This is a genomic window from Streptomyces sp. NBC_01276, from assembly GCF_041435355.1.
Lineage (GTDB): Bacteria > Actinomycetota > Actinomycetes > Streptomycetales > Streptomycetaceae > Streptomyces.
Map to the genome: position 1 here is coordinate 65,862 of NZ_CP108442.1, position 12,266 is coordinate 78,127.

Here is a 12,266-nt window from a genome sequence, read left to right on the forward strand (position 1 = left end):
GCATGCGTGCTGCCCGCCTGATCCGTATGGCCCTTCTCGTCCAGTCGAGCCCTGGGCTGACCGCCGCGTCCCTCGCCCGGGAGCTGGGCGTCTCCGGGCGTACGGTGATCCGCGATGCCCAGGCCCTGCAGGAGGCGGGCGTTCCCGTCCGGGCGGAGCGTGGTCGCACGGGCGGCTACCGCCTGGCGCCGGGCCACCGGACCCGGCTGACCACGCTGCATCCCACCGAGGCGGAAACGCTCTACCTCTCCGGCCTGCCCACGGCCCTGCGCGATCTCGGGCTGTCGGGACCGGCGGACACGGCCCGGCTGAAGCTGTCGGCCACCCTGCTCCCGTCGCTGCGGGCGGCGGCGGAGTCGTCGGTGCGCCGCTTCCACCTCGACGCCCCGGCCTGGTTCCGCGAGCCGTCGGCGCCGGAGTCGCTGCCGGAGCTGGCGCGCGCCGTGTGGTCCGATCGCGCGGTCGAGCTGGCGTACGCGCGGCCCGGCCGGGACGGCGCGGCGCCCCGGACCGTGATCCGGCTGCTGGAGCCGTACGGACTCGTCCTGAAGGCGGGGGTGTGGTACGTCGTGGGCCGTGTCCCGGGTGAGCGGCCGGGCCGGGGCGACGCCTGGCGCACCTACCGCGTCGACCGTGTCACCGCACTGTCCCCGGCCCCGGGCGCCGATGAACCGTTCGTCCGCGAACCGTCGTTCGACCTGGCCGCGCACTGGCGGGACCACGCCGCCGGGTTCGCCCGGGCGCTGCTGCGCGCGACCGTCACCGTGCGTCTGACGGAGCGGGGTCTGCGCCGGCTGCCCGCCGTGGTGGATCCGGCTGGTGTGGGCGAGGCGCTGGCGTCGGCGTCCGCGCCGGACCCCGTCGGGCGCGTCACGCTCGACCTGCCCGTGGAGTCGGACGATGTCGCCTTCGCCCAGCTGACGGGCCTGGGCGCGGAGGTGGAGGTGCTGGCCCCGCCGGGCCTGCGCGCACGCTTCCGGGAGCACGCGCAGGCCCTGGCGGCCCTGTACGGCGCGGAGTCGGAGGATCAGCGGTAGTCGTCCGGCGACCCGTCCTTGCCGCCCCACACGACGTCCTCGAAGTAGGCCCAGGCGTCCGGCCGGCTGCCGTCCACGTCCCGTACGCCGTAGGCCTTGGCGAGGTCCGCGCTGGAGGCGGACTTCCCGTTCCAGCGGGCCGCCCGGTCGGGGTCGGCGGCGAGCGCGGCGAGAGCGCGGGCCAGGTAGTACGGCGACTCGGCGATGGCGAAGTGCGGCTCCCGCGCGACGGCGTCGCGCCAGTTCTCCTCCGTCACGCCGAAGTTTGTGAGCATCTGCTCCGAGCGCAGGAAGCCCGGTGTGACGGCCACCGCCATGCCCCCGTACTCCGCCAGCTCCTCGCCCAGTCCGAAGGCGATCCGGATCGGGGCGTTCTTCGCGAGGTCGTAGTAGAGGTTCTCGCGGTAGCGGCGGTTGGAGCGTGCCGTGCCGTCGGTGACCTCCACGTGCAGCGGCGCGTTCGAGCGGATCAGGAGCGGGAGGGCGAGTGCCGCGGTGATCACGTGCGAGCGCACGCCGAGTTCCAGGATGCGCAGTCCGTCGGCGAGCGGCGTCTCCCAGCTCTTCTTGCCGAAGACGGAACCTGCTGTCAGGTGCTCGCCGCCCCACAGGTCGTTGACGAGGATGTCGAGCCTCCCGTGGTCGCGGTCGATCCGGTCGACGAGCGCCCGTACCCGGTCCTCGTCCAGGTGATCGGTGGGCACTGCGATGCCGGTGCCGCCGGCCGCCGTGACGAGCTCCGCGGTCTCCTCGATGGTCTCCGTGGTCCGGCCGACCTCGCTGACGTGCTCGCGGGTGGTGCGGCCGGTGACGTAGACCGTGGCGCCGGCGCGGCCCAGTTCGACGGCGAGGGCACGTCCGGCGCCGCGGGTGGCGCCGGCGACGAGCGCGATCCGGTCGGCGAGGGGCGCCTTGTGGTCGGAGTGCCGGGTGTCGGTGCCGGTGCCGGTGCCGGTGGCGGTGTCTGTGTTCTTGTCCATGTCACCACCGTGCCTGCCAAAGGTGACAGATCACGTCACCTTTTTCTCGCGGTTCAGCGTGTCTTCGGGAACGCCGCTCGCAGGGGCGCGCCGCGCGTCGTGAAGGCGATGCGGAGGACCGGGAGTACGCAGAGCGCCTGCACCGCCGCGTACCACCAGGGGCAGACGCCCGGGATCAGGTCGACGCCGACGACGGCGACCGGGAAGACGGCCGAGATGCCGCGCAGGCGCTCGAAGGCGCGTCGGGAGCCCCGGGAGGCGGAGAGGGCCAGGCGGTGGAGCAGCGCCGCGATGAGGGGGAGCAGGACCGCGCGGATCCACATGAACGGGTTCACCATGTGGCCCGTGCTCGCCGCCGCGATGACCGCGAGGAGGGCGGCGGCGGTGAGAGCGCCGTAGACCTTGACGCCGACCCGGGTCGTGGCGAAGGCGTCCAGGGCGGCGGGGGTGTTGAGGAGGGCCGGGTCGGCGGTCGTGGTGTTCGCGTCGTTTTCCATGGCCATGACGCTACGGAGCAGCCGTACCGCGCGGTATCGGCCTGGCCCCACAGGGGGGTGGGGCCAGCCCCACTCCCCTGCCGGGCCGGGGCGTGGCGGGCTCCGGGCGGTGCACAGTGGGGGTGTCGAACGAGTGAGGGGGAGTCATGGGACGGGTGGGTTCACGGGTGGTGGGGGCCGGGGCGGGGTTCGGGCGGACGTGTGCCGCCGCCGCCGTCTGCATGCCGGTGCCGGTGGTGTGGGCCGCCGCCGTGGGGTTGGGGGTGTGGTGCGGGGCGGAACACCCGTGGGCGTGGATCGGGCCGGCCGTGATCGTGTGCGCGGGCACGCTCGCGCCGGCGCGGACCGTCTGCCGGGCGGTCCGGTTCCTCGTCGCGCGGTGGACCGGCACCGACATCCCCGCCGGGTACCTGGAGGCCGGGCCGGTGATGCAGTTGTCCACGGGGTACTGGTGGAACGGCTTCAGCTACGAGCGCAGCCGCCGGGACGCCGTCATGGACCAGCGGATGCGGCTGTGGTGGAGCGACCCCGCCACCTGGCGTGACCTCCGCTTCACCGTCGTCGCCCCGCTCACCGCGGGGGTGGTGGCCGCCCTGCCGCCGGCCTTGCTGGCCGTCGCCGTCCTCGGGTTCGCCCGGCCCGGAACCGCCGCGCGTCTCGTCGGGGCGGGCGCCCTGGTCCTGGCCGTCGGCTGCGGCCCGTACGCCTGGCGGTGCCTCGGCCCGGTGGCCGTCCGTTTCCTGCGGCCCTCACCCGCGATGGTGCTGGCGGAGCGGGTGGACGAGCTGACCTCCCAGCGGGCCGACGCCACCGTCGCGCAGGCCGCCGAGATCCGCCGCATCGAACGGGACCTCCACGACGGCGCTCAGGCCCGCCTCGTCGCCCTCGGGCTCTCCCTGGCCACCGCCGAAGCGCTCATGGACCGGGACCCCGAGCAGGCCAAGGCGCTGATGCGGGAAGCGCGGGCCGGCGCCGCCGCCTCGCTGACCGAACTCCGCGAACTCATACGGGGCATCAGCCCGCCCGTCCTGAGCGAACGGGGGCTCGTCGACGCCGTGCGCGCGCTCGCGCTGGACGTCCCCCTCGACGTGGCCGTCCGCGCCGGCGGCCCGCTGCGCCTGGACCCGCCGATCGAGTCCGCCGTCTACTTCGGCGTCGCGGAGCTCCTCACCAACGCGGTCAAGCACGCCGGAGCGGCCCGGGCGCACGTCTCCCTCGTACGGGACGACACGGGCATCGTCGTGGAGGTCGAGGACGACGGCCGGGGCGGGGCCGACGCCCGGCCCGGTGGCGGGCTCGCCGGTCTGCGCCGCCGCCTGGCCGTCTTCGACGGCACGCTCGCGATCACCAGCCCCCAGGGCGGGCCGACGCGTGTGAGGATGGCCGTACCATGCGAATAGTCGTAGCCGAAGACCTGTACCTCCTGCGCGATGGGCTGGTCCGCCTGATCGAGGCGTTCGGGCACGAGGTGGTGGCCACGGCCGCCACCGGGCCCGAGACGCTCGAAGCACTGCGGACGCACCACCCGGACGTGTCCGTCATCGACGTCCGCATGCCTCCGACCCAGTCGGACGAGGGCCTGCGCGCGGCCCTCACCGCCCGCGCCGAAGTCCCCGGCCTGCCGGTCCTGATCCTCTCCCAGCACGTCGAGCAGCTGTACGCCCGCGAACTGCTGGCCGACGGCTCCGGCGGCGTCGGCTACCTCCTCAAGGAGAGCGTTTTCGACGCCGACCAGTTCATCGGCTCCCTGGAGCGCGTGGCGCAGGGCGGCACCGCCATGGACCCGGCCGTGATCGCGAAGCTGCTGTCCGGCAGTGCCCCCGACCGGGGGCTGGGGCGGCTCACCGAACGCGAGTACTCCGTGCTGGGCCTGATGGCCGAGGGTCTGTCCAACCACGCCATCGCGCGCCGCCTGTTCCTCAGCGAGGGCGCCATCAGCAAGTACACGACCTCCCTGTTCGGCAAACTCGGCGTCACGGACGACGACGACACCAACCGCCGCGTCCGCGCGGTCCTCACCTACCTCAACAAGCCCTGAACGGGTTTTCCGGTCGGAGTCATTCGGGGCGGTTGAAGCGGTGGGCGGCCCAGAGCAGGGCCATGGCGCCGGTCGTCAGGAGGGTCGCCGCTTCGAGGAGGAGCGGAGGCTGTCGGCCGAACCATTCGAGGCCCGCCACGGCTGCCTGGTCGGGTACGCGGAGGGTGATGCTGCGCCGGAGCAGGTCCACTCCGTAGGCGAGCGGGTTGACGGCGGCCAGTGAACGGGCCCAGCCCGGCAGGTTCTCCAGTGGGAAGAAGCCGCCGGAGAGGAACAGCAGCGGCATCATCACCAGGCCGAGCAGCATGTGGAACACCTCGGGGCGGCCCAGGGTCACGGCCAGGGCCAGGGAGAGGGCCGTGATGGCGAAGGAGGCCAGGACCATGCCGGCGAGGAGCAGCGCCAGGAGGAGCGGATCGTAGGGCAGGCCGACCGCTCCGGCCAGGGCGAGCAGGACCGCGCCCTGGACCGCGGCGACGGTGGTACCTCCGGCGCAGCTGCCCAGGAGGAGGGTGGAGCGGCGTACGGGGGCCATCAGCAGTTCGCGCAGGTAGCCGCTCTGGCGGTCGGTGATCAGGCGGATGCCGACCATGATGGCCGGGGTCTGGACGGTCATCATCAGCATGCCGGGGAACAGGTAGGTCTGGTAGCCGACGCCGAGGGTGGAGTTGGGGATCAGGGCCGCCAGACCGCCTCCCAGGATGAAGAGGTAGAGCACCGGCTGGATCAGCATCAGGGCGGTGTGGGTGCGCTGGGTGGACAGGCGCAGCAGATCGCGGTGGACCAGTGCGTGGACGGCCCGCAGTTCACGGCGCAGGCGGGGCGGCGGTGGAGGGGCCGCGGTGTCGGGGCCGCCGGGGGTGTCCGGGGCTCCGGGCTTCTTGAGAGCGGGTGTGGTCACAGGCCCCCCTCGGTCGTCGCCGTGGTCGCGGTCGACTGGGTGGTGGCGGACGGTGTGGCGGGGCGTGCGGTGTGGATGCTGCGGCCGGTGTGGTGGAAGAAGACGTCGTCGAGTGTCGGCGGGGTCGCGGAGGCGGCCCGGACGGGGATGCCGTGGGCTTCCAGGGCCGCGCACAGGCGGGGGATCCAGGAGCTGCCGTTGGGGACGCGCAGGCTGATCCCCTCGGTGTCGAGGGTCGTGACGGTGCCCGGCGGGGCGGTCCGGCGTACGACGTGGTGCGCGGCCGGGTCGTCGCTGGTGCGCAGTACCACCCGGTCGTCGCCGATCGCGGCCTTGAGCGTGAGGGGGGTGCCCTGTGCCACCAGGAGGCCGCCGTCGATGATGGCGAGGCGATCGCAGTTCTCCGCCTCTTCCAGGTAGTGGGTGGTGACGAAGAGCGTGGTGCCCTGCCGGTCGCGCAGTGCGCGCAGGTGTTCCCAGACCTGGGCGCGGGCGTGGGGGTCGAGTCCGGTGGTCGGCTCGTCGAGGAACAGGATCCGGGGCTCGTGCAGCAGGCCGCGGGCGAGCTCCAGGCGTCGGCGCATGCCACCGGAGAGGGTGCGTACCGGGGAGCGTCGCCGGTCGGTCAGGCCGACCGCCTCGAGTGTCTCGGTGGCGCGGCGGCGGGCGTGGCGGCGGCTCATCCCGTAGAGACGGGCGTGGATGTGCAGGTTTTGTTCCGCCGTCAGGTCCGTGTCGAGGGCGCTGTGCTGGAAGAGCATGCCGACCTGTTGCCGCACCCGGTCGGGTTGGCCGAGCACGTCGGCGCCGGCCACCGTGGCCCGTCCGGCGGTGGGGCGGGCGAGGGCGCACAGGAGGGCGATGGTGGTGGATTTCCCCGCGCCGTTGGGGCCGAGGAAGGCGAAGGTTTCGCCTTGGCGGACGTCCAGGTCCAGGCCGCGGACGGCGTGGGTGGTGGTGCCGTCCGGCCCCGGGTAGCTCTTGACCAGACCGCGTGTGCTGATGGCGTGCGCCGGCTCGGGAGCGGCCCCCGCGGTGTGCGGGCTCGTGGGGGCGGCCGTGAGGAGGGTTGCCTGGGCGGGCGTGTCGTCGCCGGCGTGTGGCTGCATGGTCGGGTCCTCGTCTGCGGGGTGTCGTCTGCGGGGTGTCGTCTGCGGACTCGGGTGTGGGTGGGTGGGGCGGCTCGCGCTCCGGCCGGCGGCGCCGTGGGGCAGCCGCCGGCCGGAGGTTTGTGGAGCCCGTTTCGTCTTGTCCCGTTCGGGTGTCGACCAGGGAGCACGGGGTGCTCCCTCCCGGCGGGGCCGGTGTTCAGCGCCTCGGCGACGAGACCGCCGTCGTCTCGGCTGCTGGGCGGTACCGGAGCCGAAGGGGCCTGGTGCCGGGTCAGTTACAGCTGATGCCCACGCAGACGGTGTTGAGGAGCGTCAGCAGGCCGACGCACTCGCAGGTGTTGGCGAACGCCACACCGTCGGCGCCGACGGGGTCGGTCTCCGGAAGGGCGTGCAGGTGAGCGAGCAGTTCGAGGTCGCGGTTCTCCATGGCTTTCTCCTTCTCTGTGAGATGGCGGCAGGTTCCCTGCCGCTCAACCCGGCTGCTGGATCATCCAGTGCCGGGAGTCTGTGTGGCGGGTCCGCAGGAGGAACGCCAGGATTCCCGCGGATCCGTCGCTCCAGCCCGTCGAGACGTCCCCGTACTCGTTGGGGAAGACGACGTGGCCGTCGCGGTGGGCCCGTTCGGCGACGATGAGGCGGGCCAGGTCCTCGGCCGACGTGCGGTGGGCGGGATCCCCCGTGGCCGTGGCCATGTCGAGGAGGAAGTCGCCGTTGCCCGCCAGTCCGTGGCATTGGGTGAGGGGGGCGCGGGACGCCCGCTCCACGACGGCGCGTGCGGCGTTGCGGGCGAGATCGCCGAACCGGTCGTCGCCGGTGGTCTGCCACAGCCGGATCAGGAAGGAGCCGATTCCCGCCGAACCGTGGCACCAGTACGGGGCCGTGGGCACGTTTCCCGCCTGCGCCGGCCACTGGGCCGTCTCCCCGACCGTCAAGGCCGTGGCCACCAGCTCCTCCCCCGCCGCCAGGGCCAGGTCCAGGTGTTCCCGGCGGTTCGTGACGGCTGCGGCGGCGAGGAGGAAACATCCGATGCCGGACGTTCCGTGGGCGAAGCCGAGGTAGCGTTTGCCGGCTTCCTTGGAGACGGCTTCCGCAGGGACCGGCCAGCTCACGCCGGCCGGCTCGGGCCGGGCGGCGGCGGCCAGCCGGTCGGCCGCGTCGGCGACGAGTTCGGCGAGGCGCGGGGCGCCGGTGCGGTGCCACAGGTGGGCGGCGGCGAGTCCGCTGCCCGCGGAGCCGTGGGTGACGTCGTGACTGGGCGTCGGCTCCTGCGGAGCCAGGGCCAGGGCGAGCGCGTGGTCCATGAGCGTGCGGTCGTCGACGGCGCGGCCGGCGTCGTACAGGGCCCAGGCGGTCCCCCGGCCGCCGAAGTGCAGCCCGGGGCGCGTGGAGCGGGTGTCCGTCCGGGCCGCGATCCAGTGGCCCGCGGTGGAGATGGTTTCCGGCAGGCGCGGATCGCCGGTGAGCTCGAAGTACCGGGTCAGGACCGCCAGGACACCGGCCGCGCCCTGCTGCACGGTACAGGGGTCGGTCTCCCCCGCCATGGTGGAAACGGGCCACAGCCGCCTCTCGTCCCGGGGGGTCATCGAATCGAGGAGGTGTTCCACGATCCCCGCGACCGCGGCCGCCGTCGCGTCGTGCCCGGGGTCCTCGCCCGTCGGCCCGGCGGCGGGGTGCGCGGGGAGCGGCCTCGCGGTGCGGCGGAGGGCCGCGCGTGCTCTGGCCGGGTCCCAGCGCTCGGCCGGATCGTCCTTCATCAGCCCGAGGATCATCTCGGGCAGGCCGTCCGGCAGGCGGAGCGTACGTTCGCAGGCGGCCAGCCACTCGGCGAGCCGCTGCTCCGCGGATCTCGTGGCGGGCTCCTCGGGCAGCAGGTTGGGTATCTTCCCGGCGAGGACGAAGCACACGGTGGCGCCGAGGCTGTAGTAGTCGGCCGTCGGGGAGACGGGCGCGTCCGCCAGCCGCTCGGGGGCGCTGAAGCCCGGGGTTCCCACCGTCGTCGGGAGGGCGGCGTCGTCCTTCAGGACGGCGAGTTCCAGGTCGATGAGGCGCAGTTCACCGTCCGGCCGGACCATGATGTTGGCGGGTGTGAAGTCCCGCAGGACGCAGCCGCAGGCGTGTGCCGCGGCGAGGAGGTCGACCAGGCGCCCGGTCTGGGCCAGGGCGTCGGTGCGATAGCGCTCGCTGCCGACGTCGCGGAAGTGCTCGGCGACCCAGTTCCGCAGGGGGACGCCCGGTATCTCCTCCTGTGCCAGGAACAGGTGTCCCCCGTGCTCGAACATCGCGAGGGGCTCCGGTGCCAGGCCCGTGCCGGTGAGGTTCCCCAGTGTCCGGGCCTCGGCGCGCAGCCAGTCGCGTACATCGCAGCCTGACGCGTCGGCCTCCACGTGCGGCCGCGCTTCCTTGATGACGACGGGTGCGCCCGTGGTGACGTCCGTCCCGCGGTAGACGCCGCCCTTGTTCGTGTGGCGTATCGCCTCCCGGACCGAGAAGCGGCCGCCGAGCAGCACCGGGCCCGGCGCCTCCTCCTCCGTACGCGGTGGGGCCGGCACCGATGCGGGGAAGGGGCTGACCGCCCAGGACGGCGGGGAATACTGTCCGGTGCGTATGTCCTCCACGGGGTTGCCGTCGGGGTCCTCGATGAACCACACGAGCAGTCCCTCGTCCGACAGTCGCCGCCTGCCCACGAAGGCGCCGTAGCGGTAGTGCACGAGGCTGTTCACGGCGTAGGGCTGGTCCGACAGGATCCGGGGGCCGGCCAGCCCCGCCGTGGCCTGGTGCAGCTCCAGCGCGATCCGGGCGGCGTCGGTGTCGGAGCGCGGGTAGACGGTGATGAACTTGCCCGAGCTTCCCCGTGGCGTGGCGCGGGAGTTGAGTGCGCTCACCTGTTCCAGGGACCGGGCGAACTTGAACGCCGACCGGTCTCGCAGCAGCACGTCCAGGGCCTTCGCGAGGACTGCCGGTGCTGAGGCGGACGTCGCCGACACGTGCAGTTTCCAGCCCTGCTGCTGCCGCGTCGCGGACAGGGGCGTAAGGCGGCACCACATCTCGTCCGCGTCGGTGCTCCAACGCGCGCCCTCACCGGTGGCGTCCAGCGCCCGGCGGAGCAGATCTTCGAGGTCGACTTCGGTTGCGTGGCTCGTCATGCCTGTCCCTCTCAACGGCGAGGACCGCTGGTTGGAATATGCCTTCGGTAAGAAGAACGTATAGCCGTGGCCGGATGGACGTCAGTCGGTTCGGCGAGCGCACGGTGTTGTTGCGCTGCCGAGTGGTGTCAACCGGCGCATAAAAGAAGTACGCGGGAGCGCATGGGGTGGCGATACCTCCTGCACCCCATGGGCGGCACACCGGAGATCACTCCACCTCCAGGGAATGAAAGCAGTGGGTTTTATTCACTCTGAATTCTGCATGGACCACAGGGGCTGCGGATGTGAAATCCGGGGCGACCGTAAACGGGTACACCATTTCCGGTACCGCCGTGAAGGTCTTCACGCGCGACGGCCACCAGCGCCGCCCTCGGCTCCACCACCAGGCACTCCTCGGTTTCGGTCCGAGCTCCGCATTCAACACGAAAGGTTTTTCCGGTCGCGCTGAACGCTATCGGCGCGGCACTTACGCCGTACAGCTTTCCTCCCACTCCGCCCGCAGTAAAGGTCCGATCCCGCCACGGCGCCTACCTGCTGCGCGGCAGGATTCGACGCGTCAACGCGATGCGCGATCACGCCCCTGAGCTGTGCGCGGGCTCGAAGGTTGAAGAATTAACCATCGCCGAACTGCTGCTCGGGATCGACTGAAAAGCAAACTGGGGTTCTCTTGCCGCCACGGGCACCCGGATGTCGACAAATGTGATCCGAGGGAATGCAGCGCCGGATGGGAAGCGAGTACACGGAACGGCACACCCGGAGTTCGAGCGGGACCCGGTCCCGGCGGCCGGTCCCGCACAGCGGGCGATGCCGTCGAGGCGGGCGTCCGGGCCGTGGCGCGAAGGCCTCGCGGGTGGCCTCGACGAGCCGTTCGCGGCTGCGTCGCGCGTCGCGCCGTACGGGGACCGCCATCGCCACCCTCCACTTCGCCGACGAATTAACCGGGGAGCAGTCCCCGATTTGCATGCTATGGTCGGCACAGAAGCGGGGAGCATTCCCCGGTTAACTTCCCGGAGGGACGCGGACCATGACGGACACGGCTTTGGTACTGGGCGGCGGCGGAGCGGTCGGGCTCGCCTGGACCGTCGGGGTACTCGCGGGCCTGGCCGAGGCGGGCCTGGATCTCTCCGGTGCCGACGTGACGATCGGCACCTCGGCGGGCTCGGTGATCGGCGCCCGGCTCGCCTCGGGCGTGACGGCCGAGGAGATGTACGAGGAGAACCTCGCCGGGGCCCCCGCGCTCGACGTCACCGTCACCCTGGGCCAGACCGCCCGCTTCCTGTGGGCCGCGCTCGGATCACGTGACCCGGAGCGCTCCGTCCAGCGCCTCGGCCGGGCCGCGCTGGCCGCCCGTACCGCCCCCGAGTCGGCCGTCCACGGCGCGGTCGCCACGCTCCTGGAGGGTGTACGGGAATGGCCCGCCCGCGATCTGCGCCTGACTGCCGTCGACGCCCGGTCCGGAGCCCTGGAGGTCTTCGACGCGACCTCGGGCGTCACCCTGCCCGAGGCCGTGGCGGCGAGCTGCGCGGTACCCGTGGTCTGGCCGCCGGTATCGGTGGCCGGCCGCCGCTGGATGGACGGCGGCAGCCGCTCGACGGCCAACGTCCAGCTCGCCCGCGGCCATCGGCGGGTCGTCGCCATCGCCCCGATCCCGAAGGCGGTCGGTCCGCACCCGAGCGCGACCGAACAGGGCGCGGAACTCGCCGCGGGCGGGGCCTCGGTGGCCGTACTCACCCCCGACCGCGCCTCGCGCGCGGCGTTCGGCCGCAACATGCTCGACCAGAGCCGCCGGGGTGCCGCCGCCCGTGCGGGCCGCGTCCAGGCCGCCTCGTACGTGGACACCGTACGCGCGGTCTGGAAGCCCTGAGTCCACCGGTCGGCATCGCCGCCGGCCGGGCACGTCCGTCCCACAGTTCGCACCAGCACGCGGGGAGCGCCGCATCCGGGCGCGCCCGGAACCGAGGAGACCATGACCGGCACCACCGAAGTCCTCGTGATCGGCGGCGGGTACGCCGGCGTCATGGCGGCCAACCGCCTGACCCGGAGGAACGACGTGAGGGTGACACTGATCAACCCGCGTACGACGTTCGTCCACCGGATCCGGCTCCACCAGCTGGTGGCCGGGACGGACGAGGCCGTCGTCGGGTACCGGGACGTCCTGGCCGAGGGCGTCCGGCTGACGGTCGACTCGGTGGCGCGCATCGGCGCGGCGGAACGGACCCGCGCGTTCCCGGAGTGGCCGAGTTCGCGCACACGGTCGCCACCCTGGAGGAGGCGCGGGGACTGCGGTCGGTGATCGAGGCCGCAGCCGCGACGGCCGCGGTGACGGTGGTCGGGGGCGGACCCACCGGTATCGAGGCCGCGGCCGAGCTGGCGGAGCGGGGCCGGCGCGTGACGCTGGTGTGCGGCGGCGTGCTGAACCCCTACCTGCACCCCCGGAGCCGGCGTTCGGCGGCCGGGCGACTGGCCGGGCTCGGAGCAGGAACTGCTCCGGGCGGCCGGGCGCGCCGAGGCCCCGGCGTGCGCCGATCAGTCGGTCTAGACCCGCACGTCGGCCGGCG

At 73.0% G+C, this 12,266-nt stretch carries 10 protein-coding genes and 1 pseudogene; 5 read left to right on the top strand and 6 right to left on the bottom strand.

Features of this window, described 5'->3' with window-relative positions; genetic code table 11:
* Positions 1-2: 2 nt before the first annotated feature.
* Complete coding sequence (locus OG295_RS00365; protein ID WP_371674926.1) at positions 3-1,037, top strand: helix-turn-helix transcriptional regulator; 1,035 nt, start codon at positions 3-5, stop codon at positions 1,035-1,037.
* Here OG295_RS00365 and OG295_RS00370 read toward each other — a convergent pair.
* Together OG295_RS00370 and OG295_RS00375 are read right to left on the bottom strand one after the other, a co-directional pair.
* Complete coding sequence (locus OG295_RS00370) at positions 1,028-2,017, bottom strand: SDR family oxidoreductase (protein ID WP_371674927.1); 990 nt, start codon at positions 2,015-2,017, stop codon at positions 1,028-1,030. The genes OG295_RS00365 and OG295_RS00370 overlap by 10 nt on opposite strands.
* A gap of 53 nt (positions 2,018-2,070) precedes the next feature.
* Positions 2,071-2,514, bottom strand: a complete 444-nt coding sequence (locus OG295_RS00375; protein WP_371674928.1) for a hypothetical protein — start codon at positions 2,512-2,514, stop codon at positions 2,071-2,073.
* A 146-nt stretch (positions 2,515-2,660) separates the two neighbouring features.
* Between OG295_RS00375 and OG295_RS00380 the strand changes: the two genes are divergently transcribed.
* A complete protein-coding gene (locus OG295_RS00380) occupies positions 2,661-3,914 on the top strand; it encodes a sensor histidine kinase (RefSeq protein WP_371674929.1) in 1,254 nt (417 codons plus the stop codon).
* Positions 3,905-4,552, top strand: a complete 648-nt coding sequence (locus OG295_RS00385) for a response regulator (RefSeq protein ID WP_371674930.1) — start codon at positions 3,905-3,907, stop codon at positions 4,550-4,552. Before OG295_RS00380 ends, OG295_RS00385 begins: the two co-directional genes overlap by 10 nt.
* 19 nt (positions 4,553-4,571) lie before the next feature.
* Here the strand turns inward: OG295_RS00385 and OG295_RS00390 are convergent, their stop codons facing one another.
* The 4 genes from OG295_RS00390 to lanL form a co-directional block, all read right to left on the bottom strand.
* Positions 4,572-5,369 carry an ABC transporter permease gene (locus OG295_RS00390; protein WP_371681056.1) on the bottom strand — a complete coding sequence of 266 codons (798 nt, stop codon included), beginning with the start codon at positions 5,367-5,369 and terminating at the stop codon, positions 4,572-4,574.
* A gap of 80 nt (positions 5,370-5,449) precedes the next feature.
* Positions 5,450-6,562, bottom strand: coding sequence for an ATP-binding cassette domain-containing protein (locus OG295_RS00395; RefSeq protein WP_371674931.1), 1,113 nt, complete (start codon positions 6,560-6,562; stop codon positions 5,450-5,452).
* Positions 6,563-6,836: 274 nt separating this feature from the next.
* Positions 6,837-6,992, bottom strand: a complete 156-nt coding sequence (locus OG295_RS00400) for a VenA family class IV lanthipeptide (protein ID WP_356220958.1) — start codon at positions 6,990-6,992, stop codon at positions 6,837-6,839.
* Between the two features lie 43 nt (positions 6,993-7,035).
* A complete protein-coding gene (gene lanL, locus OG295_RS00405) occupies positions 7,036-9,708 on the bottom strand; it encodes a class IV lanthionine synthetase LanL (protein WP_371674932.1) in 2,673 nt (890 codons plus the stop codon).
* Positions 9,709-10,732: 1,024 nt separating this feature from the next.
* On the opposite strand from lanL, the gene OG295_RS00410 reads away from it, so the two are divergent.
* The gene (locus OG295_RS00410; protein ID WP_371674933.1) at positions 10,733-11,572 is read left to right on the top strand and encodes a patatin-like phospholipase family protein; all 840 of its coding nucleotides are present in this window, start codon (positions 10,733-10,735) and stop codon (positions 11,570-11,572) included.
* Between the two features lie 102 nt (positions 11,573-11,674).
* Positions 11,675-12,201 (top strand): annotated as a pseudogene (locus OG295_RS00415) (FAD-dependent oxidoreductase); the annotation flags it as partial.
* Positions 12,202-12,266 lie beyond the last annotated feature (65 nt).

Coding starts and splice junctions, on each gene's coding strand:
- OG295_RS00365 (WP_371674926.1), top strand. CDS start 3: ATGCGTGCTGCCCGCCTGATCCGTATGGCCCTTCTCGTCCAGTCGAGC.
- OG295_RS00370 (WP_371674927.1), bottom strand. CDS start 2,017: ATGGACAAGAACACAGACACCGCCACCGGCACCGGCACCGGCACCGAC.
- OG295_RS00375 (WP_371674928.1), bottom strand. CDS start 2,514: ATGGAAAACGACGCGAACACCACGACCGCCGACCCGGCCCTCCTCAAC.
- OG295_RS00380 (WP_371674929.1), top strand. CDS start 2,661: ATGGGACGGGTGGGTTCACGGGTGGTGGGGGCCGGGGCGGGGTTCGGG.
- OG295_RS00385 (WP_371674930.1), top strand. CDS start 3,905: ATGCGAATAGTCGTAGCCGAAGACCTGTACCTCCTGCGCGATGGGCTG.
- OG295_RS00395 (WP_371674931.1), bottom strand. CDS start 6,562: ATGCAGCCACACGCCGGCGACGACACGCCCGCCCAGGCAACCCTCCTC.
- OG295_RS00400 (WP_356220958.1), bottom strand. CDS start 6,992: ATGGAGAACCGCGACCTCGAACTGCTCGCTCACCTGCACGCCCTTCCG.
- lanL (WP_371674932.1), bottom strand. CDS start 9,708: ATGACGAGCCACGCAACCGAAGTCGACCTCGAAGATCTGCTCCGCCGG.
- OG295_RS00410 (WP_371674933.1), top strand. CDS start 10,733: ATGACGGACACGGCTTTGGTACTGGGCGGCGGCGGAGCGGTCGGGCTC.